This is a genomic window from Actinomadura sp. 9N215 (assembly GCF_044326345.1).
Classification (GTDB): Bacteria; Actinomycetota; Actinomycetes; order Streptosporangiales; family Streptosporangiaceae; genus Spirillospora.
This window is the reverse complement of record NZ_JBIRBA010000004.1, coordinates 379,085-401,534: the sequence shown is the minus strand read 5'-3', so window position 1 is coordinate 401,534 and position 22,450 is coordinate 379,085. Positions and strand designations below refer to the sequence as shown.

Below are 22,450 nucleotides of genomic sequence, written 5' to 3'. Positions count from 1 at the left end.
TTGAAATTTTGGGTCATCTCTTTTGTTTTAGACCGTGACACTTGTTTTCCATTACCCGCGCGGACGCCTTTTCCGGGCGGCCGGTTGTCACCGTGTCCGAAAATGGTCTTGATCCTGCCGCCGACCTGCCGTCCCGTTCGCGGCGACGCATTGTGACCGAACGCGAATCTTGATCATTTTTGTCGCTGATCGCATCGTCGAGGGCGTTGACGGACTTCGGGTGCGTGATTCGCGCCCACTTCGCTGCGGAAGGTCTGGTGACGGGATGGGCAGGCGGCTGGTGCTGCACACGGGACGTCCGCTGCGTGTCGTGGCCGCCGGACTGGTGGTGGTCTTGGCGGCGGGATTGGCCACCGCTCCGGCCGCGCAGGCCGATCAGCCGCGTTCGGGGCGTCCGGAGGTCGCCGACCGCGAGCGCAAGGTCGACGGCAAGAGGGCGAAGGTCCGCCCCCGCACGCCGGATTCGTCCGCGCGACCGGACCCGGCGACCAGGGCCGCCTGGCCGAAGCCCGGGACGGTCGAGCTGGAGGCACTGGGCCGTCAGGCAGAACGTTCCGGCTCGTCGCAAGGGTTGGCACGCGCCAAGGGCTCACCGGTCGCGCTGGCGTCGCCGGGACCGGTCGCCAAGGGCGCGGCGGCTCGTCCGGTGCTGAAGGGCCCGGTGAAGGTCTCGGTCCTGGACCGCGAGACCGCCGGACGGGCCGGAGTCAACGGCCTGATGTTCACCGTGACCCCGGGCGAAACGGACGCTTCGGGTCGCGTCGGGGTCCGGGTGGACTACTCGGCGTTCACACAGGCGTTCGGCGGTTCCTACGGCACCCGGCTGCGTCTGGTCCAGTTGCCGTCCTGCGCCCTGACTACACCGGCCAAGGCCGAATGCCGGGCCTCGACGCCCGTCCCCACGAAGAACGACGGCGAGGCAGAGCTCCTCACCGCCGACGTCGACGCCGGCGGACGGACGGGCCCGGCGCTGCTGGCGGCGGTCGCGGCACCCGAAGGACCGCAGGGCGACTACGCGGCCACCAAGCTCGCCGCGTCCGCCACCTGGGCGACTTCCGGGAACACCGGGGACTTCACCTGGTCGTACCCGTTGAAGGTCGCGCCCGTCCCAGGGGGACTGGAGCCGGGGATTGGTCTCACCTACTCCTCGCAGAGCGTCGATGGGCGGACGGCCAACACCAACAGCCAGCCCTCCTGGGCCGGTGAAGGGTTCGACTACTGGCCCGGGTTCATCGAGCAGCGCTACAAGTCCTGCGCCGACGATGGCGCGCCCAAGAACGACCAGGGCGAATCGCCAGGGGACCTGTGCTGGGGATACGAGAACGCGACCGTCACCTGGAACGGCAAGGGCGGCGAGCTGATCAAGGCCGCCGACGGGACGTGGCGGCTGAAGAACGACGACGGGACCCGGTTCGAGAAGCTCAAGTCGGACGAGACCGGCAACGGCGACCACGAGAACGAGTACTGGAAGGTCACCACCACCGACGGGACTCAGTACTTCTTCGGCCGGAACCGGTTGCCCGGGTGGGGTTCGGGCGGCCCGGAGACCAACTCGACGTGGACGGTCCCGGTGTTCGGCGACGACGAGACCGAGCCCTGCCACAAGGACACCTTCGCCGAGTCGTGGTGCCAGCAGGCGTGGCGGTGGAACCTGGACATGGTCGTCGACCCCAACGACAACGCCGCCATCTACCTGTACGAGAAAGAGACCAACCACTACGGCCGCAACCTCAAGCCCGCCGACGCCACCCCCTACACCCGCGGCGGCCACCTGACGTCGATCGAGTACGGGCTGCGCGGCGACAACGTGTTCGCCGGGGCACCCCCGGCCCGCGTCCTGTTCGACAAGGCCGAGCGCTGCATCCCCACCGGCACCTTCGACTGCGCCCCCGCCAAGATCGACACCAGCCCGGAGCAGTGGCGGGACGTGCCGTGGGACATGAACTGCAAGGAGAGCACCCGGTGCGAGGACGGCCACGGCTCCACCACGCCCACCTTCTGGTCCCGGTACCGCCTCAAGAAGGTCACCACCCAGTACAACCGGGGCTCGGGCTGGGGCTACCGCCCGATCGACTCCTGGACGCTGGATCACCAGTGGGGCGCCGTCACCGACGAACGCGACCTGCTGCTCAAGGAGATCCAGCACACCGGCCTGGCGGGAGCGACCGCCGAGGATGACATCAAACTGCCCAGGGTGACGTTCAACCACGTCCCGAGGGACAACCGGGTCGACCAGGCCGGGGACGGTCTGCCGGCCTACACCCGGTACCGGGTCAGCAAGATCTTCGACGAGTCCGGCGGCGAACTCGACATCACCTACTCCGGGCAGGAATGCGCCCGGACGTCGCTTCCGAAGCCGGAGAGCAACACCAAGCGCTGCTATCCGCTGGTATGGCATCTCCCGGATGAGCCCGAACCGTTCACCGACTGGTTCAACACCTATGTCGTCACCGCGGTGGTGGAGAGGGACCGCACCGGCAAGTCCCCCGACATGGCCACGCGGTACGAGTACCTCGGGGGAGCCGCGTGGCACTACGACGATGACGACGGCCTGACCCGCGAGAAGAACAAGACCTGGTCGCAGTGGCGCGGCTACGGCCAAGTTCGGGTCACCACCGGCGCCCCGGACGCCCCGGCCACCCGGACCGACTCCCATTACCTGCGCGGCCTGGACGGCGACCGCGCCGGGCCCGACGGCGGCACCAAGAACGTCACCGTCCCCGACGGTGAGGGCGGCACGATCGTCGACCACGACGCCTGGGCCGGGTTCAAGTACCGCACGGTCAACTACAACGGGCCCAGCGGCGCCGTGGTCAGCAAGACGGTCGACACGCCGTGGCGGCACCAGACGGCGTCCCGGACGCGTTCCTGGGGGACGGTCACCGCCAACCTCTCCGAAACCGCGCGCCACCGCTCGTTCACCGCGATGGACGGCGGCGGCTGGCGCGAGACCCGCGTCGACAACACCTTCGACATCGACGGGAACGGGGGCACGGGCGTCACGGTCGGCCGGATCACGATGAGCGCCGACCACGGTGACGTGGCCGACCCCGCCGACGACCGCTGTACCAGGACGACCTACAAGGACAACGAGACCGGTTGGCTCCTGGCCTATCCCAACCGGGTCGACACCGTCGCCGTCAATTGCTCCACCACGCCGGACCGGAAGACCAAGGAGGACGGCCAGCCCGGCCAGGTGATCTCCGACGTCCGCACGTCCTACGACGGCAACGGCTGGAACGCCGCGCCGACGCGCGGAAACGGCACCGTGATCGAACGGCTCGTCGCCCACGACGGCACCGAACCCACCTACCAGCGGATGACGTCCACCGCCTACGACGGCTACGGGCGGCCGACCACGGTCACTGACGCCAAAGGCCAAGTGACCACCACCACCCACACCGACCAGGACGGGCTCACGCGCCGCACCAGGGTGACCAGCCCTCACACCAACCCGAACGACCCCGCTAGCGCGCAGACCACCATTACCGACTACGAACCGGCGACCGGCCGTCCGCTCACCAAGACCGACCCGGCGGGCAAGCGGACCGACATCGCCTACGACGCGCTCGGACGCGTCACCAAGGTGTGGTACCCCGACCGTCCCAAGGCCCGCTTCACACCCACCCTGGAGTACAGCTACCAGGTCGAGGACGGCAAGATCGTCGCGGTCGGCGCCCGGACGCTGAACGCGGCGGGCGAGCAGCGCCCGCCGACCTACACCCTGTACGACGGGCTGCTGCGGCCCCGCCAGACCCAGGTGCACGGCCCCGGCGGCGACCGGCTCATCTCCGAGACGCTCTACAACAGCATCGGCAAATCGCACCGCGCGTACGCCACCTACCACGCCGACGGCGCTCCCGGCCCGTCCCTGTTCGCCCCGTCGACGCCGTCCGACATCGAGTCACAGACCGAGTACACCTACGACGGCATGGGCCGCGTCACCAAGCAGGCCCTGATCGACGGCGGCGGCGACGGCCCGCAACTGTGGGCGACCACCACTTCCTACGGCGGCGGCCGCGTCACCGTCGACCCGCCGCAGGGCGGCACGCCCAGCACCACCTACGCCAACGCGCGCGGCCAGACCACCGAACTGCGGCAGTACCGCGCAGATGCCCCGACCGGCGACGACTACGACGTCACCCGCTATACCTACGCCCCCGGCGGCCAGACCAAGACGGTCACCGGCCCGGTGAACAGCAAGTCCGCCGGTGACCCCGCCGCCACCTGGACGAGCTACTACGACCAGGCCGGACGCAAGATCAAGACCGATGACCCCGACAAGGGCGTCTCCACCTACGCCTATGACGAGCTGGACCGGATCACCACCGCCACCGACGCGCGCGACCAGAAGATCACGACCCACTACGACCCGCTCGGCCGCGTCACGCAGACCACCGACGGCACCGGGAACGTCCTGACCAGCAACGTCTACGACACCCTTGCCAAGGGGCAGTTGACGTCCAGCACCCGCAAGGCCAAGGACCGCAACGGCGCCATCGCCGACTACACCTCGACCGTCGGCGGCTACGACGACCTGTACCGTCCGACCAGCAGCACCGTCACGATCCCGGCGTCGGAAGGTCTGGGCACCCGGTTCACCTACTCCAGCACCTACAACGCCGACGGCACCGTCAAGACCACCACGATGCCCGCCGCCGGGGACCTGCCCGCCGAGACGCTCACTCACGGGTACGACGACCTCGCCCGGCCGACCACGCTCACCGGCAACCTGTCCAGCTACGCCACCGGCAGCACCTACTCGCCGACCGGCAAGCCCCTCCAGTTCGAGTTGTCCGCCGGGCAGAAGAAGTCCTGGCTGTCGTATGAGTACCAGGACGTCACACAACGGGTCTCCAACTTCCAGGTCACCCGCCAGGACACCGCGGCCGCACCCGACATCGACGCCACCTACAGCTACGACGACGCCGGCAACATCCGCCAGATCGCCGACGCCGCACCGGCCGGGCAGGACACGCAGTGCTTCCGCTACGACCACATGCGCCGCCTGACCGACGCCTGGTCCCAGAGCGCGGCCGCCTGCCCGTCGGACGGCACCACGCCGACCATCGGCGGCCCCGCCCCCTACAGGTTCACCTACCAGTACGCCACCGACGGCAGCCGCACCGACGAGAAGCAGTACCACAAGGGCGCCGACGGAAACGTCCAGACCACGACCCGTGCCTACACCTACGCCTCCGACCCGGACGTCACCGGTTACACCGGCCACCAACTCGCCGACGTCACCCAGAACGGCGCCAGCCCCTTCAGCGGCGCCCCGGGCAAACAGACCTACACCTACGACAAGACGGGCAACACCACAGCCCGCACCTTCACAGAAGACGGCGGCTCAAAGACCCGCACCCAGACCTTCAAATACGACACCGAAGGCGAAATCAGCTCCATCACCCAGCAGCAGACCGGAAAACCCGACGAAAACCACAGCTTCGTCTATGACCCCGACGGGCAGCGCCTGATCAAACGCGACGCCACCGGCGCCACCCTTTACCTGCCCGGCATGGAGGTCAAACTCCCCACCGGCACGGCGCAACCCACGGCCACCCGCTACTACAGCCACGGCGGCCAGACGATCGCGACCCGCACCGCCACCGGCGTCACCTTCCTGGCCCCCGACCACCAGGGCACGAGCCTGCTCTCCTTCGGCGCCACCGGCCAGAACCTCTCACAACGCCGCACCACACCCTTCGGCCAAGAACGCGGCACCACCGGCACCTGGCCCACCGGCATGGACAAGGGCTTCGTCGGCGGCACCAAAGACAGCACCTCACTCACCCACCTGGGCGCCCGAGAATACGACCCCGACACCGGACGCTTCACGACCGTCGACCCCGAATTCGACATCAGCTGGCCGCAAAGCTGGAACGGCTACGCCTACGCCGACAACAACGTCCCCACCAGCGCCGACCCGACCGGGACCGACGGCCCGCTCACCGGCAACACCGAGTGCTACTACTCCGGCACGAACTGCGGCAGCAGCGCAGGCTCCTCCTCCTCCGGCGGTGGTGGCGGTACACCCCCGGCCCCGCCGCCGGTCAAGAAGAAGAAGTGGTGGCAGAAAGGCCCTGTCAAACACGTCGTCAACGGCTTCAACGGCTTCGTGGACGGCGCCGTCACCCAGGTCGTCGAAATAGCCCGCTTCCCCGGCCAACTCAGCAGATCCATGGCGGGCGCCGCCGCGGGCCCCTACTGCTCCATCGGCCAGCGCTCCGCCTGCGGAATCGTCGGCAAGGCCACGGAGGAACCGCCCCCGGTCCACGTCCCGATCGGCGGCGACCCCAAATCCAAGATGTACAAGGTCTCCAAGATCGTCGGCGAAGTCGTCGGCATCCCCGTCCCCACCGCCGGAGCCCTCCGCGCCCCCAGAGTCGTCGCCAAAGCCCCACGCCTGATCAGGACCCTCGCCAACGCCTTCCGCAAGAAGACCCCGCGGACCACTGTGCAAGAGTCCGGGGCTCCCCCTGCCCAGGTGTTCGAGCGCGGCGGCCCCAACCGCCCGGGCCCGGACGACTCGGAGCAGGCGTCGGTGCCCGCGTCCGCCGGGATCAAACCCGGCGAAACGCTCCGGCCAGGCGAGTACAACTATGTGGTCAAGCAGGACGGATCGCTTCGAGCGATGCATACGGATGACTTGTACCCATCCGGCGCAGGACACGCCAGCCTGGCCGAAAAGCAGCCAGTTATCATGGCGGGAACCTTTAAAGCCGACGAGGCGGGCGCGATCACGGGGTTCGACAATTTCTCGGGCCACTACTGGCCCATGGACAAGTCCGGATTCATGCCGCTGGAGGACATCGCACGAGCCGCCCTCGCCCAGCACGGTCTACCGGAACCCCCGGCGGGAGCTTGGAACCCCCACCCCTTCCCGGACGAGCCGTAAACGCCGGCCGGTCAGTGAGGACAAATGGATTTGCGTTCGATCGAAGCATGCGACAGCGCATCAGGGCGGCCGCGGCTGAGCGACGCCGATCGGCGTCAGCTGCTGTACCTCGACGCCGTCCGCCGGGGTGCCGCCGTCGCCGCCGACGACCTCGCGGGCGCCGGTCCCGGTGCCGCGCTCTGGCGGGCGGACTGGGCGACCGGCACGGACCTCGATCCGAGGTTGCTCCTGAAGCTGCACGTCGGGCCCGTCATGTCGGTCGCGTGGGGTGAGATCGGGGAGCGTCCGCTGGTGGCCGTCGGCACCCGCGAGCAGGATGAGGCGCTAGGCGGGGCGAGGTATCGGCTGCGGGTGTGGGACGTCCTGTCCCTGCGGTCGCGCGACCTGCCGTGCGCCGAGCCCGTCCGGTGCCTGGCGTTCGCGGTGACGGAAGAGGGTCCCGTCCTCGTCTCCGGGCACGACGGGGGACGGCTGAGAATCTGGGACGTCGCGGACGCGTCGCTACGGAAAGCCGTGGAAACGGGCGGGGACGATCTGCACGACCTGTACGTGGTCGACGACCAGTACGGGGCGGAGTCCGACCGTCGGACTCCGATGGTGACCCTGGACGCGCGCGGCCGCGTCCGGCTCTGGTCACTGCCGACCGGCGAGCAGGCAGGTGAGCTGGACGCGCCCGTGGCGTACACGATCCGCGGTGGCCGGCTGGCCGACGGGCGGCGGGTCCTGCTGACGGGCGGCCACGGCCTGTCGCTGTGGGATCTCGACGGCGGGGGCCGGCTGCCTCTGCCGGTGCCGCAGGAATCCAGGCGGGTCCGGGACGTCGTGCTGTTCACCTCGGACGGCCGCGACCGCGCGGTGATCATCAGCGACTACATCTCGATCTCCGCCTACGATCTCGCGACCGGTGCGCGGCTGAGCGACCCCATCGACGCCCATGTCAACCGCAGCCCGGACGGGCTGATGCGCGTCTGGAGCGATCCGGGCCCCTCCGTGAAGCTGGCCGCCGTGTCGGGGACACTGGCGGTGCCCACGCCGCAACGCGTGCACCTGTGGGATCTGGAGACGTCGCAGCAGCGGCACCCGCCGCTCGTGGGGCCGGTCGCGTGCTCCACGGTCCAGACGGTCAGATGGCAGGACCGCGACCTCCTGCTCACCGGGTCGTCCTATGACGGTGTCGTGGCCCTGTGGAACCTGGACCGGCCCGTCACCCGTGCACCGGGCCACGGCCGGCACATCAACGGCGTGACCTTGGCCGGCACCGCCGGCGTCGTGGTCAGCGCCGACGAGGGCGGCACGCTTGTCGCCCGCCACGCCGTGAGCGGGCGACCGGTGACCGCCCCGCTGGCGACCGGCGTCGAGCGCACACGCGGGCTCGCGGCGTGGGCCGACGGCCGCGAGATCTTCGCCGCGACCGGCGCCGGCTCGCGATACGTCCCGGACGGTCGGCTCCGACGATGGAACATGACCGCCGGCGTGCAGCACGGACGGCCGGTCCAGACGCATGGCACCTATCTGCACTGCCTGGCCCGCGTGCGGGTAGGGGGAGACGACGTCCTGGTCACGTTCGGTCCCGACAGGATGTTCAAGCTCTGGCGGCCCGCCGACGGTGCTCTGCTCGCCGAGACCATGACCGGGCTCTCGGCCATGGTCACCGGCTTCGCGACCGGGGCGGACGGCGGCAGGCCGCTCGCGGCGGTGTCCACCTACGGCCGGCCCATGACGCTGCACGCTCTGGACGACCTGACGCTGACGCCGATCATCATTCCCGAGGCCGGCGACGACATCGTCCTTGACGTCGCCGGTCCGCATGTCGTTGCCGGGCACGCCGTCCACGAACGCGGCGGCCCGACGACCGTCCGCGTCTGGAACGTCTCCGGCGGCCGGTTCGGAGCGGACGTCCGCGGCCCCGCCGAGGTCACGTCCGCGGCGGTGCGGGCATGGCCCACCGCGTACATCGGACGCGCGGACGGCACCGTCTCGCTGACCGATCTGGAGACCGGCGGCGATCTCTGCCCCCCGGTGTTGCTGCCCAGCAGACCGAACGCCATGACCGTGACCGGCGACGGGGACCTGATCGTCGGGTTCGGCGCCGACCTGGCGCGCCTCCGTCCGCCCGCCGCTTGAGGGCCACCCGCGTGGGCGGATCAAGGGTGGGTGAGGCGCTCTTCGAGGAGGCCCTGCCAGGCTGGGTTGGTCTTCTTGGTCGAAGAACCATCTACCGGAGGCCTCGCTGCTTATCGGTCAGTGACACACGACCAAACCGACCGCACCAGCACCCTTTTGAAACACGCCCTAGGGCCCGTTGGTCGGCGGCTTGGGCGGCGTCGGGTTTGTCCAAGGCGCGGAGGAATCGAGGGCGAGTGGGTGTTCAAGCCCGGCTCCTTTGAGATTATGAACCGGTATCGCGATACATGGGAATCATCAAGTTCGGCGAGTAGAGGCCTGACGAAGAATCCTCAAGCCAGCGATATATCGCGAGCAAGATCAAGGCGAGTTCCCTACCTCGGCCCTCGAAGGGTGGGGGAGTACTGGATCCATGAGTGGCGCGTTACAGTGCCCTCGGGTTCCGACTTGCGGGACTTTGATCCACCACCGCCATTTATCGACGTCAATGGCGTGGCCTTTCTTATCGGCAACGGAGCCGACCTCAGACTCAGATTGCTTGAGCGATCGGAAGTCGCGTCACCGGAGGGGCTCATCTTTGCCTCGCTGCTGGTCAATCGCCTGCGCGCCCAAGTACGGCGAGGATGTGGCCGTGGACGGGAAAAGACAACACCCTGTTCATGGTTGCAAGAGCAGGTGATCTCCCAGACTCCCGTGCCCGGGCCTGACGTGCCTCGGCCCCTGTGCGATGAGGGGCGTCAGGGGTGGGTGAGGCGCGCAGGGGATGGGCACCGCAGTGTTGGCACCGGTGAGACTGACCGTCCGCACCGCGACGTTCCTCGAAGGGCGGTGCCACACCCGCAACCGGCGATCTGGACGGTGGTGAGCCTGGCGGGCGGCGCGGCGGACAGCCTGACCGCGCTGTCCCGGCGCTGGATCCTGCTGGTCAACGTACCGATCAGGGCGGCGGTGATCTTCCTGGCCGCCTCCGTCCTAACCGCCGGCGCTCCGTCCGGACGGACGCGAGCCCGCCTCGATCTCCCGGTGCCACCTCCGTCACCGCCGACCGGGCGCTGCTCTCCTAGGGTGTTGCAGGCCGCCCCGCAGCGGCAGCATGCACCACACCACGTTGATCGCTGACCTTCCGGCCACGAGTAACGGTCGAGCGCGGGGAGAGCGCCGTGTGCAACGGCAGCACCACCCTACGGATACCCCGACGATCCGCCCCTCTGTTGAAGAGTGCCGGGACCACAGGCGGCGCCCGCTGCTTCTACGACTGCCCGACCGGTGGCGAGCCGCCGGTTGACTGACACGACGACATAACACCCCAGACCAGGAAGAACTTCTCATTGTCGAGATGGGATCTCGGTCTGGGTGGGTGACGCCTGAACCGCTCTGGAAGCCCTGGACGAGAGCACCGACCCGGCCGTCATCGCCGGATGGATCACCGAAACCCAGCAACAACGCGCCGCCGCAGCCCAGCTACGCCAAGGCCCGAGGCAGATACACGTGAACCAAGAGCAGCTCACTGACCTGATCGACCAACTCGGTGACAAAGCCAGGCGATCGCCACCGTGGACCCTGTCCTGCAGGCCGACCTGTACAGCAAACTCGGCCTGCACTTGATCTACCACCCCCCAACAGCAAAAAGTGCGGGTCGAGGCGCACCTCGAAACCCGCACTACGTGGGAGAAAGGTTTGTGTCCGAGGGGCAAGCGCAACCGTTTGCACATATATCCGGCATTCCGGTTGGTGAACCGATCCGAATCATGCTCCGGGAATAACAAAGCGCGCGTTGCGCGAACAGTACCCGGCAAGTTGTTCATCGTTAGCTCACCAGGCATCGTGATCGACGTCGACGGCCTTACCCGCACGTACTCCAAGGTCAAGTTTCACTCCAAGGACGCCGCTGCCGATCCCCTTCTCCGCATCGCGTCCGCTGGTTCACTCCTTCATGCAAAGGTCATCGAGCAGCGGCCGCGGGCGTTAGCCTGCAGGAACGAGAACGCGAGCGCTGTCTGCTCTGTGCAAGGTCGCGCCTGGCCAGACAACCGCCAGCGCGCCGGGCGCCCACGCAGTTTGAGATCAGGGGGCGTCGTGGGTGATGGACGGAAGCGATCTCGGGTCGGACGCGCCACGCGCGACCCTGGTCTGTCGGGTGGCGCGAGACCCGACAGAGGGGCGGTGCGGGATGCTGTGAGGTTGCAATTTGTGATTGGGGGTGGCGTTTGGGGGTTTGGCGCTGGGTGTGGATGATCACGGCTGTGGTGTTGGCTGTGGCTGGTGCTGTTGCGGCGAACCAGATCCTGAACGATGGGGTGTGGCGGTGGTGGCCGTGGGCGCCTGTGGCCGTGGGTGCCGCGCTGGTGAGTGTGGTGGTTGAGGATCGGCTGACGCGCCTGCCGCCTGCCGATCTTCCTGCCACGTCGGACTCGGACAGTGGGCAAGGGGGACGGCAAGCGGGCGATGCCCTTGCGCTACCGGGCTTGGGGCAGCCGCCCGGCGGGCTGAATTCTTGTGAGGCGGCGCAACCTTCGTCGGCATGGCCGGTGCGATTCGGCGCGGTTCCGCCGCTAGCAAGCTGCTTTCAGGACCGGGACCTCGCTGGTTCGCTGGCCCGGCATCTCGAGCAGGGTGACACCGTGGTGCTCACCGGGATCGACCTGTCCGGTACACAGGTGCTGGCCGGGTTGGGCGGGGTCGGTAAGACCCAGTTGGCCGCCGATCACGCCCACCGTCTGTGGACGCATCGGCGGTTGGATCTGCTCGCCTGGATCACGGCCGGTTCCCGCCGGGATATCCAGGTCGCCTATGCCGGGGTGGCCGCGCGGGTCCTTAGCCCCGACATGGACGATATCGACTCCGGCCCGCAGGGGACGCCGTTGCCCGGCTGCTGGATTGGTTGGCCATGACCCGTCGGCGGTGGCTGATCGTCTTGGACGATCTCATCGAACCGAATGACCTGCGTGGGCTATGGCCGCCGCACCAGTCTGGCCGGCGTACTGCCCACGGAGCGGGAACTTCCTGACGATCAGCATCACACGGTGGCGGCCACGCGGTCGCTGTCGATCGAGCGCGCCGACCAACTCGATCCCGTCGGATTGGCCAAGCCGATACTCGAGTTGATGTCCGTGCTGGATGCCGCCGGAATCCCTGCCGACCTGTTCGGCACCTCGGCGGTCAGCTCATATCTCGCGGGTCGGTTGGGGCGGCCGCTCGACCCCAGGGCAGACGAAGGACGCCATTGGGTGCCTGTATCGGCTCAGCCTGCTCTCGCTGGACACCGATCAGCCTGCTCGCGCAGTTCGCGTCCACGCACTCGTACAACGAGTCACCCGCGAGTCCCTGAGCACCGCCGATCTGGCCACGACCGCCGGTGTCGCAGGGGAGGCCATCCTGGAGGTCTGGCCCGACCGTGGGGCCGAGCTGAGTACTTCACTGCGATCAAATGCCAATGCCCTGCTCGACCACGCCCGAGCACTCCTGTGGACCTCCAATGCCCGTCGGCTGCTGCTGTTGGTCGGCGACGACCTGGTCGATCAACACCTGGACGCCGGTCCCTACTTCCAGGGATTGCTCGATGAGGCAGTACGGCATGTCGGGGCCGACCACCCTGACACCCTTGCTATCCGTGACCGCCTTGCCAGTTGTCACGCCGAGGCCGGTGAGTTCGACCGCGCCGTGACCCAGGGCAAGCACCTGTTGGCATGGCGCCTGCAACTGCTGGGCGACGAGCATGTCGACACACTAACCGCACGCCACAATGTCGCTCGTTGGCACACAAAGGCGGGGCACCCGAACGAGGCGCTGGCCGAACTGGAAGAGCTCGTGCCAGCCCAGACAAAGGTCTTCGGCAGCGCCGACCGGCGCACATTGAAGACCAGACTCGAGCGAGCGATTACACGATCCGAAGCCGGAGATCCGGCTACCGCCATAACGGAATTGGAACGGCTGCTGGCCGACCAGATCGAACTTTTTGGACCCGAACACGGGATTCTCTTTTATGCTCGCGCCTATCTGATCCACGTCCGCACAAAAGCAGAACAATATGTACTTGCAACAGCAGAATTCGAACAGCTCATCGCCGACCGCATGCAAATCCAGGCTCCCTGTGAGAGGATCATCCCCACCCTTGAATATTCCTACACGACACGCTACGAAAAGCAGGGGCAAGCGAGCGGATGGAATATACAGCGGATGGAGCTAATGATCGACGTAGTGGGCCTCCCATACCGCAGCAGTTACCGGTACCTGCTGGGGGAGATACGATGCTATCCACGGAAATGCCGCATACCGCACAGGGTATGCGATCAAGGAACTCACGGCTTTACTGGCTGATGCGATCTACGTCTGGGGAAGCGAAAGTCCGCTGACTCTGGCAATGCGGCACAACCTGGCAAAATGGCTAGAGTGGTCAGACGACACCGTCGGCGCAATAGTCGAATGGGAACTATTGATCATTGATCAGCTGCGCATACTGGGACCGATCATTCCGACACCAAGGCCACGCAACGGAGCCTTAGCGGACTGAGCCGAAAGAGTAAAGATTTGCGCCTCGTGCAACTTTGGCAAAAACGCCGATATCGACGGCTAGCGCTAAACAGTAAATCCAAAAGACCCAAAAGATGGCCCAACAGAGCGCCCATCGACGAAACGTTGGAGAACATGCGAACACAGACGCCACCTATCGATAATATTCACCACCCGACTACCTGAAGATCGTTGACAAGACTATCTGCCACAGCACGATGTCATCGGGATGAGAGGACGTTGCGCCTCGCTCGACTTTGTCCGGTGCGATGATGAGACTCTCCGGCCACCAAATACGGTGACGGACCCTTGGCCGAGCTGTTCGACGGAGACGGTGAGCTGGAGGTCGACCCGGGGTAGCGCCGGTGGTACCGGCCGAGCAGCGCGGGGACATCGGGGCGACAGCTTGGCGTGCACGCCGTGACCGCGCTCGCGACCGATGAGCCGGACCCTGTGCCAGGTCCGGTAGTCGCTTTCCCACTCCAAACCCTGTCCCAGATCGGGATAAGGCGTGGTGAAAGACATCAGACCAGTTCCTTCTTCACCGGCAGAATGGTGATCATGAGTGTTCGGGTGGGCGGACCCGCTCGGCTGGGTGCGGTCCGGTTGCCGGACGGCCGGTTGCTCGGGTGGGCCGAGTGGGGGCTGCCGGACGGTGTCCCGGTCCTGCTGTGCCCGGGCGCGGCGACCAGCCGATGGCTGGGCTTCGGCACAGATGCGGTGGAGGCGCTCGGAGTGCGTCTTGTCTCGGTGGACCGCCCGGGACTGGGCGTCTCGACACCCGCACCTGGCCGGACGTTCGGCGACTTCGCCGGCGACATCCGCCGGTTGGCCGTGCTGCGGGGGCTGGGGCGTCCACTCGTCGTCGGGAACTCGCAGGGTGCGCCTTTCGCGCTCGCATGCGCCGAGAAGGGAGTCGCGTCCGCGCTGGCTCTGGTGTCCGCCGCAGACGAGGTCGCCGCGCCGGAGTTCTCCGGCACCCTGGCGGCGGACCTGCGCGGGCTCGTCGAGAGGACCGCGTGCGATCCGGCCGGTGCCGAGGCGTTCTTCGCGGGCTTCAGCGCGGACACGATGTGGGACATAGTGATGGACACGAGCCCGGAATGCGACCTGGCCGTCTACCAGGATCCCGGATTCGCGGCCGCCTATCGCCGGGCTTTGGACGAGGGCTTCGCACAGGGTGGCGTCGGCTACGCCAGGGACACGGTTCTGGCCATGGGGCGATGGCCGTTCACTCTCGCGCAGATCACTGTTCCGGTCGATATCTGGTACGGCGAGCAGGACACCGCCCATTCGCCCGACAATGGAGCGTTTCTCAGCACACGCATTCCCGGCGCTGATCGCTGCGTCGTATCGGGGATCGGCGGTGCGCTGCTGTGGACACGTCCGAAGCAGATCCTCAGCTCGCTCCTTGAAAGGACCGCAGGCAACTGACATGCGGCTGACACCCGCCCGACCGGCTTTGCGCATAAGGAGGCCTGCGGGAGCTAAGCGGTCGCGGTGAACTCAACTCTCCGTTGGGGGAAGCGGGCGGGACCCCTCCCGCCTGTTGCGATAGAGGATAAGGCCCCTGGAAGGGTGATCGTCGCGGGCGGAGGCCCGCGATGCCGCCTGATTCCCGTCTTGCTGACCGTCGAACCGACGCAGCACTTGGAGGCTTCCGTGAGCATCGAACCGGGCCCGGATCTGCGTGAGTTGCTCGTACCCACCTCGCACGTGGCGATGCGGGCTCTCCCGGTCCCGCCGCTGGCCGATGATCGTGACCGTTACTTGCGTCTACACACCCTGGTCGTGCATGTCTTTCCCGCTGTCTCCGAGGCTGAGACGTTGGAGGAGCTCCACCAGATCGACCAGGAACCCGAGAATCAGGGCCGGATCCAGCTGTTGGAAGGGGCATGTGGCCTGGCCGAGGGCACGAGGTCTTGCGCGCCTCCCGCCGCAACGCCCCGGTCCTTGCCGCCGCAGTCCGGCGTGAGGAGGCGGTCTTGGACGGCTGGAGCGACGAAGGCCGCGCGCAGCTGGCGCGTGAACTGGGCCGCCGCACTGCTGGGGAAGACGTCTGGGAGCTGATCCTCATCGCCGCCGACTACCACCGCGGCCTGACCCGGCAGACCGCCCGGCGGCTGATGCGCGGCGGCCTGGCCACGGACAACTACAGCGATCATCTGTGGACCAGCGACGAGATCGACCACCAGGTGCTCAGCGCCTGGAATCCGGTCCCTTATCTGCAGCCGCCCGTCAAGAGCGGCGGATCCGGCGCGATCGGGTCGGCGGACGTCGACCACCTGTACGCCATAGCCGCCCTGCTGGGGGGCAGTCCGACATCCCACGACCCCGGTCGATTCACCGTGCTCGCCGAGTTCTTGACGGGCTTCGAGGAGATGACCCGGCAACGAACATTGCGGGTTGAGGAAGAAGACCACAAGGACCATCAAGTATCCAGGGAGCAGGCGAAAGATCAGCGAGAAGAGCTGGCCCGACTGCGTTTCCGCGAACGGCACGAACTGGCGCGCACGTTCAAAAGGGAAAACGCAAAGCTCGAACAGGGGCGGACCATACGCAACGAGCGCGAGCAACGTAACTGGGATGTGACGGTGCAGAACTACCTTGACCGGGCGTCCCTCCAACAGCGTGAGGAGTTTGCTCAGCTCACCCACGAACTGGAGACCGCCGTCTTCCTCCGTCAGGTCAAACAGCTCGTCGGAACGGAGACCCGGCTTGTGGACGGCGTGGTCTGGCGGCGCGAGCTTCGGTATTTCTGCGACTTGTGGGGCGCGGGCATTGATTACTCCATCGCCACCGAGCAGCGCACCGGCGTCATCATCACTCCCGCTCCCTAACCGGCGCCGCCCTCACGTAACGTCCCTGGCCGTTGGTCTGGGGATGTGAATGCCAGGCCATCGTGTCGATCACTAGGGGTTCGTGGACTGTTTCGACGAGTTCCTTGGTGATGGTCTGCAGGTCGCCCGGTTGCTCGGTCCCTCTCGGCTGATCTCTTAGCGGTTTCGGTGAAGTCAACTCTCCGCCGGGGCAGGAGTTCTGGCGGATGTGGCGGTGATGCCGAAGATCTTGCCGGTGGAGTTGACGCCCGAGCAGCAGGTCGGGATGCGGCGGCGGTTGGCCGGGGGGTGATCTGAGCTGGAATGAGCGTCGGCGGTTGGAGTGCATCCGGTTGCTGAGCCGGGGCATGACCGTGTCGCAGGTCGCCGACCTGGTTCCGTCGTCGCGGGTGTGCCTGACTACAATGGGCATATCAATACCCCCAATAGAGAAAAGAGCCGAGCCCGGGTATTTCCCGGAAGGTGAAGGAAGTTGCCTCAAGCTCTGCTCGCTCGGAATCGGGATATTGGGTTCGGAAGCCGTACCTGCGACTGGGCTTCGCGCCTGGGAGGCTGGACGAACCTTCTTTGGACGAGCCCTGTCTGAGGCGGTCATCGCAAAGGGGGTCGTGGCACCCGACATAGTCTCCCGTCTGCAACGGGAATCTTGATCTACCTACTGATCTGGAAGCCCCTCGCCGGGCGTCGTTGGAATGCAGCGCTCGAAGTTGAGGCTGAGGTCGTCCTCGCTCAAAGTGATGACGAAGCAGCGGTAACCGCGCTCGACAGCTGCGCGCAAATCATTGAGCAGACCTGATTCGATCACTTCCAGATACTCGCCGAAGTCGTCGCCGGGCAGCCCGGTGCGATTCCACCGGCTCCACCAGTCCCCAGATCGGGGATCGAAACCACTGGCATAACAGACCGGGAGGCGACCGTCGGCGTCCCTTGGTGCGTTCTTGTCGGTGGACATCAGGTGGACGCCGTCGTCGCGGGCCAGCACCAGGCAAGGACCAGCATCGACGCTGAAACCGGGGTGGTTCAGGACTGGCCCGGGTTCCCAGCGTGTGGTGTTTTCTCTGGCCGCGGCGGCGGCTTCAGCGAGCCGCAAGACAGCGGCCAGGTCGAAGCACAATTCTACCGAAGGTCTAGGCATGTCAATGCACCCTTTCATTCCATAAATTGCATCCCTGTCCGTCGACATAGGGCACGAAAGATGCGCGAACTGATTGGCCAGTCATCAACCGCTAGCAACATGATTGTGGAGGCGGAGCACCCATCATTCAATGGTCGGAATCAGGAATTGCGGGGTTGCCGGGTGGGGCTAACCTGGCCGGTCAGCGCGCTCGGAAAGCGATGAGCAGAACAGCGTTTACGATCTTCCGTCCGAAGGCGACGAAGCTGACGGCGGGTATTCGTAGACGAACACGGTCTTTATCTCATCGGCCATCTTGTTCCTGTGAGTCGAATCCCGTTGGAGAGGCATGCTCTAGTGGCTCCACGTGCCCAAGTTAGAGGATCGCGTATGGCGCGGCTAACGGCTCACGTTGGCACGCACAACGCCGAGATCATCGGTGAGGCTCGAATCGGAACCGACCGACAGCTCAACGGAGCTGATCGTGGTGCCGTCCGGCACGGCCGCATAGGACTCGGTTTCGCCGGTCATGCCAGGATTCGGTTGCAGGTTTTTGTCGCCAATCACGGGCGAAGAGTCGTACTGGCGACCGTGAGTATCTGTGAGGGTGAAAACCGACCCGTACACCGATGTCGGTGCGTTGTTGGTGAACTTGACCGTGACGACAGCAAAGCGGTTACCGGGGTCCAGAGTGAACCCACTGAATCGCTCAGAGATCTGAGCGCGCGTCAGGTACTCCACTCGCGCGCTAGCCACCTTCACAGGTGGGGTGGTGGCAGGTTGAGTGGCGGCCGGGGGGTTGTTCTGCTGAGGGGTCGGAGCCGGATCATTTCCGCACGCAGCGAGCGCGATTGACAGAGCAAGGGCCAGATTGGCAAGTTTGCGTTTCATGGCACCTATCTCCCTAGTAGGCGGGTTGCCAAGGCAGCCGATCCGGCGGAATCGGGTTGGTCCCCGCCTTGTGTGTGCCCTCCCCAGACGCGGGTGCCGTATGACTTTCGCGGGACGAATGGCGCCCGAGGGAAGGTGACCACGGCGCAGCGAGACTATTGGGTTACGTGCCTAGCTTGGCCGTCCCCTACTTTCTTTCTGTCTACCCACTGACCTGGTCGAACGGAGCCACCAGCAAGGTAGATCTTCTAGCGAGTGCCTCACCCTCGTCCCGCCCCGAGGGTGTGAATGGTGTGACTCCAAGAGATCTTGGACAGAACGAATCCAGTAGCTGTTTGACGGGTCCGGGAGATCGTTGACGGTCTCACGAGATCGTGGACGATGGCTCGCTGGGCCGCTCCAACTTAGTTGGTGAGCCCGTACGCCGGACTTTTGCGGTCTGCGTGACGAGATGGATGCAGTGGGTCACGCTTGTGCTCGCGGGTCAGTAGTGCCTGTGGCGTGCCCCAGAGGCTTCCTGTCTCTTCCTGGCTGGCGGAGACCGCCCGCGTCGAGGTCGGGCAAGGTCTGGCCTACTGGACTCTGCTCAGCGGCCCGACGCTGCTTCCGGTCCTGCCCGCTGATCATTACGTGCGGCATCTGCGGTTCGCGCGCAGTCGTGCCGAGTCGACCACCAAGTCCTACGCGGGGCACCTCAAGCGGTTCGAGCAATGGCGGTGCGTCCGTGGGCTGAGTTGGGAGGAGGCCGCCCGCGACATCGCTGGGCACTTCATCGAGCGCCGGATCACGCCACGCGCTGGGCCAGGTCGAGGTCAGGGACGGACGCCCAGCGACGCTGGGCTGGCGCCTGCGCTGGCCGCTATCCACGGTTTCTACCGGCACGCAGCCGACCTCGGTGAGGTGGACCGCAGCGTCTTGAGGGTGCTGGAAGAACAGGGTGCCGCGGCCGCGGCCGCGCCGGCACCATCCAGTACCGTGCCGCGCCACCGCCCCCCCCCCGCAGCGCCGAGTTGACCCGTCGGCCTGGAGGGCCTGCGCCTCACCGCCGCCGTGAGCGCGGCCAGCGGCTACGTCCACGGCTTCTTCGCCGAGGAACTGGCGTGGCGCTCCCGCTTCCGTGACCCGTCCGCCGAAACGTCCCTCCGCGCCCGCGCGGACGACCTCCTCCTCCGCCGCCACGCCGCCGACTATCCGACCTTGGCCGCGCACTTCCGCGCCAACGAAACCGACTTCGCCACCGGCTTCACCCTGGGCCTCGACATCGTCCTGGACGGAATCGAATCCCAGATCCCGCGCTAACGCATCCGGCTGGGTGGGCTGGTGGACTCGGACGTCGTCAGGCCGTTGGTCGCGATCACGCGGACGGTGACCTCGCCGCGCGCCGTGAAGTCGGCGATGGGCAGGTGGAAGGGCGGCTCCTTCAGGCCGACCCCGATGGTGCCCCAGGTGCGTCCGCCGTCCTCGCTCACCTGGAGCGCGAACGTGTCGCCCGGCTCGGCCGGACGGTCGAGCTCCACCCCGATCCGCACCTCGTCGCCCACGGGCGCGACCTCCACCGCGCCGACGCGGGGCGGCGGGCCGCCGAGCCGGAAGGTGTCCACGACCTGGCCGCCGACCAGCAGCTCGATCGCGGACGCACCGGCCGGGACGTCGGTGACGGCGTCCACGATCCCGGTGCGCTCGTCGCCGGGGCCGAGTTCGGAGTCGAGCTTGACGGGCACGGGGCGCTCGTCGAGCAACGCTCCGGACGGGTCGACGACGCGGACGGCGGCCTCGACGGTCTCGGCGGGAGGCGTCGCGCGCAGGTTCGGCACGGCGTTGACGTAGGAGATCTTCCCGTCCCGCCGGGTGATGTTGACGCGGGCAACGATGCTGGCCGTCGCCGCCTCCCGGGACGGCGCGCCGGCGCGGGCGGCCGCGGTGGGGAACCGCCGCTGGTCCGGACGGCCGCCGCCGCTCGGCACGGCGGGGCGCTGCGGTCCCGGGCTTCCGGATGGCAATGCGTCCTCCCCGCGAAGCCGTTCCCTGATTCCGAGATAGGTGTAGACGGACAGCCACTGGCGATTGCAATAAGTCATCACATCATGCCACTGGGTCCCGGGGAGGGCCTGCATGGGCAGGGCGTTCGCGGGGTCGCCGACGTCGAACCCGGCGAAGCCGTCGTCGGTGGCGGACAGCTGCCCGGCGGGGAACGGGTAGTTGTTCAGGTCGTCCTCGCTCTCCCCGCAGAAGCCGGGGTGCAGCCGTCCCATGGTGTGGCCGATCTCGTGGCCGCCGTACCAGTCGCCGTAGGACCCGTCGAAGTCCCAGCCCCAGTCGTTGGGCCCGGTCGGGCCGCTCGCCACGGTGGCGGGGTCGGGGGAGCCGGGGATTCCGGCGGCGCAGCCGCGCATGAAGAAGCCCACGTCGCTGACCATCCCGTAGTAGTGGGTGCGCGGGTCGGTGCCGGCGTTGACGTCGACCGCGCGGATCGCGGCGAGCTGGGCGTTCACGTCGCCGCAGCCGAACGGCGGCGCGGCCGCGGTGGCGACGGAGCCGCGGGTGCCGAGCACCCGGTCCGCCGGGTAGGCGCGGCCGAGCCAGGACATCAGCAGGTCGAAGTCGCGGTCCGTCGGGGAGATCGTCCGCGGCGGGGTGTCCCACTGGTAGGTGAAGCCGAGGATCCGCACGCGCAGCGGCGCGCCCGGGTGGAGGTACAGGACGGGACGCCGCTCGCCGCCGACGGACAGGGTCGTCCCCGCGACGGTGTCGGTCACCTTGCTCACGCGGAAGGTGATCTGTCCGGGCGGGTCGTCGCCGGGCAGCACGAAGTTGAGCGTGCGGGACGCGTCGGAGCGGCTGAGCCGGACGTTCCCGGCGTCCGCCGGGTTCAGCGTCGCCACGTTCTCCGACGGGACGATCCGCTCGGCGCCGCCGGCCCGCACGGTCAGCTCGCCGGAGACCGTGATCGGCGCGGCGCCACTGTAGCTCAGGTAGACGCGCACGACGGTGCGCCTGCCCGTGATGAGCGGCACGGAGTGGGACAGGTCCTGGACGGCCTGGGTCACCTCCATGGCGTCCATCTGCAACGGCTGGGCGGCGATCTCGGGCGCCGGGAGCTCGACGTCGAGGATCGACGCGGAGTCGTCGGGATGGGTCACCCTGACCTGCCGGCCGCCCATGACGGCCTCGACGAGCGAGTCGCCCATGCCGCTGTCGGCCGACTCCGGGGGGCCGAGCATCAGCAGTTCGGACTGGGCCGGGTCGTCCCCGACCCACACGCACGCCATGGGCCCGGACAGCCAGGACATCCGCTGGACGAAGCCGAGCGTGTCGGCCATCTCCGTCACCCCCTCCTAGACGGGCTCGAACTCAAGCGAGAGGACCTTGGCGCTGTCGTCGGCGTGCTGCGCCGACACCACCCGGTAGTTGGCGGCCGCCGCGGACAGCGTCTGGGCGTGGGTGGCGGCGAGCGCGATGTCGGCCGCGGTGCCGTCGTTGGTCACCGTGAGCAGCTCGACGTTGTTCGGTGTGGGCCCGATCCATGCGCAGGTGAACGCCGATGAGACGGACATCCGCTGGACGAGGCCGGTCGTCGTGGCCATGGGACGCTCCTTCCGGCGCGCTCAGAGCGGGGTCTTGAGCAGCCCGAGTTCGAGGGCCACGTCGCTGAAGTACCGCAGGTCGCCGCGAAGCCTGAGGCCGCCCTGAAGGAAGCGCTCGCGGGCGTCGACCTCGCCGTCGACGATCGCCCGCACGACCTCGGCGTCGCCCATCACCTCGACCAGCGGAGCCCCGCTGACCCCCTCGGCCGATTCGGCGACGGACACCTTGCGCTGGTGGCTGGACAGGGCGTACGTCCCGCCGCCCACGCCGGTCAGCCGCAGCACGACGTCGCCGTCGCGCGCGGCCCGCGCGTTCTCCAGCCTGCTCGCCAGGTTCTCCAGCGTCCGCCGGACGGCACGGCGCTCCTCGGATGCGTCACTCATCGTGGTCCCCCGTTCCGATGTGTTCGCAGGGCTGTCTCCCCGCCCTTTCACGGTAGGCACGGCCCCGCCGCCACACGAAAGGGTATTGTGGACTATTTGCGAAGAA

13 protein-coding genes are annotated in these 22,450 nt (G+C 67.3%); 8 read left to right on the top strand and 5 right to left on the bottom strand.

Going from position 1 to position 22,450, the window contains the following annotated elements; genetic code table 11:
- The first annotated feature begins 265 nt into the window (after positions 1–265).
- The 6 genes from ACH34T_RS09885 to ACH34T_RS09860 all read left to right on the top strand — a co-directional run bounded on the left by ACH34T_RS09885 (position 266) and on the right by ACH34T_RS09860 (position 16,371).
- Entirely contained in the window at positions 266–6,898 is a 6,633-nt protein-coding gene (locus ACH34T_RS09885) for an RHS repeat-associated core domain-containing protein (RefSeq protein ID WP_395991702.1), read from the top strand.
- A gap of 24 nt (positions 6,899–6,922) precedes the next feature.
- Positions 6,923–9,022 carry a WD40 repeat domain-containing protein gene (locus tag ACH34T_RS09880; protein WP_395991701.1) on the top strand — a complete coding sequence of 700 codons (2,100 nt, stop codon included), beginning with the start codon at positions 6,923–6,925 and terminating at the stop codon, positions 9,020–9,022.
- Positions 9,023–11,253: 2,231 nt separating this feature from the next.
- Complete coding sequence (locus tag ACH34T_RS09875) at positions 11,254–11,913, top strand: hypothetical protein (RefSeq protein WP_395991700.1); 660 nt, start codon at positions 11,254–11,256, stop codon at positions 11,911–11,913.
- A 226-nt stretch (positions 11,914–12,139) separates the two neighbouring features.
- Positions 12,140–13,339, top strand: coding sequence for a tetratricopeptide repeat protein (locus ACH34T_RS09870; protein ID WP_395991699.1), 1,200 nt, complete (start codon positions 12,140–12,142; stop codon positions 13,337–13,339).
- Positions 13,340–13,951: 612 nt separating this feature from the next.
- The gene (locus tag ACH34T_RS09865; RefSeq protein WP_395991698.1) at positions 13,952–14,965 is read left to right on the top strand and encodes an alpha/beta fold hydrolase; all 1,014 of its coding nucleotides are present in this window, start codon (positions 13,952–13,954) and stop codon (positions 14,963–14,965) included.
- A gap of 551 nt (positions 14,966–15,516) precedes the next feature.
- A complete protein-coding gene (locus tag ACH34T_RS09860) occupies positions 15,517–16,371 on the top strand; it encodes a hypothetical protein (RefSeq protein WP_395991697.1) in 855 nt (284 codons plus the stop codon).
- A gap of 655 nt (positions 16,372–17,026) precedes the next feature.
- Here the strand turns inward: ACH34T_RS09860 and ACH34T_RS09855 are convergent.
- Both ACH34T_RS09855 and ACH34T_RS09850 read right to left on the bottom strand, forming a co-directional pair.
- Entirely contained in the window at positions 17,027–17,485 is a 459-nt protein-coding gene (locus ACH34T_RS09855) for a DUF3085 domain-containing protein (protein ID WP_395991696.1), read from the bottom strand.
- Between the two features lie 399 nt (positions 17,486–17,884).
- Entirely contained in the window at positions 17,885–18,376 is a 492-nt protein-coding gene (locus ACH34T_RS09850; protein WP_395991695.1) for a hypothetical protein, read from the bottom strand.
- Between the two features lie 501 nt (positions 18,377–18,877).
- On the opposite strand from ACH34T_RS09850, the gene ACH34T_RS09845 reads away from it, so the two are divergent.
- Positions 18,878–19,390, top strand: coding sequence for a site-specific integrase (locus tag ACH34T_RS09845; RefSeq protein ID WP_395991694.1), 513 nt, complete (start codon positions 18,878–18,880; stop codon positions 19,388–19,390).
- A gap of 9 nt (positions 19,391–19,399) precedes the next feature.
- Complete coding sequence (locus ACH34T_RS09840) at positions 19,400–19,675, top strand: TetR/AcrR family transcriptional regulator C-terminal domain-containing protein (protein WP_395991795.1); 276 nt, start codon at positions 19,400–19,402, stop codon at positions 19,673–19,675.
- Here the strand turns inward: ACH34T_RS09840 and ACH34T_RS09835 are convergent.
- Genes ACH34T_RS09835 through ACH34T_RS09825 form a run of 3 tightly spaced genes read right to left on the bottom strand, consistent with a single transcriptional unit; the run spans position 19,672 to position 22,344 of the window.
- A complete protein-coding gene (locus tag ACH34T_RS09835; protein ID WP_395991693.1) occupies positions 19,672–21,705 on the bottom strand; it encodes a hypothetical protein in 2,034 nt (677 codons plus the stop codon). The genes ACH34T_RS09840 and ACH34T_RS09835 overlap by 4 nt on opposite strands.
- Positions 21,706–21,711: 6 nt before the next feature.
- Positions 21,712–21,960, bottom strand: a complete 249-nt coding sequence (locus ACH34T_RS09830; protein ID WP_395991692.1) for a hypothetical protein — start codon at positions 21,958–21,960, stop codon at positions 21,712–21,714.
- A 21-nt stretch (positions 21,961–21,981) separates the two neighbouring features.
- Complete coding sequence (locus ACH34T_RS09825; protein ID WP_395991691.1) at positions 21,982–22,344, bottom strand: SCP2 sterol-binding domain-containing protein; 363 nt, start codon at positions 22,342–22,344, stop codon at positions 21,982–21,984.
- Between the last annotated feature and the right edge of the window lie 106 nt (positions 22,345–22,450).

Bases quoted from the DNA above. Each gene is read 5' to 3' on its own strand.
- ACH34T_RS09885 (WP_395991702.1), top strand. From the start codon at position 266: ATGGGCAGGCGGCTGGTGCTGCACACGGGACGTCCGCTGCGTGTCGTG.
- ACH34T_RS09880 (WP_395991701.1), top strand. From the start codon at position 6,923: ATGGATTTGCGTTCGATCGAAGCATGCGACAGCGCATCAGGGCGGCCG.
- ACH34T_RS09875 (WP_395991700.1), top strand. From the start codon at position 11,254: ATGATCACGGCTGTGGTGTTGGCTGTGGCTGGTGCTGTTGCGGCGAAC.
- ACH34T_RS09870 (WP_395991699.1), top strand. From the start codon at position 12,140: ATGCCGCCGGAATCCCTGCCGACCTGTTCGGCACCTCGGCGGTCAGCT.
- ACH34T_RS09850 (WP_395991695.1), bottom strand. From the start codon at position 18,376: ATGAAACGCAAACTTGCCAATCTGGCCCTTGCTCTGTCAATCGCGCTC.
- ACH34T_RS09830 (WP_395991692.1), bottom strand. From the start codon at position 21,960: ATGGCCACGACGACCGGCCTCGTCCAGCGGATGTCCGTCTCATCGGCG.
- ACH34T_RS09825 (WP_395991691.1), bottom strand. From the start codon at position 22,344: ATGAGTGACGCATCCGAGGAGCGCCGTGCCGTCCGGCGGACGCTGGAG.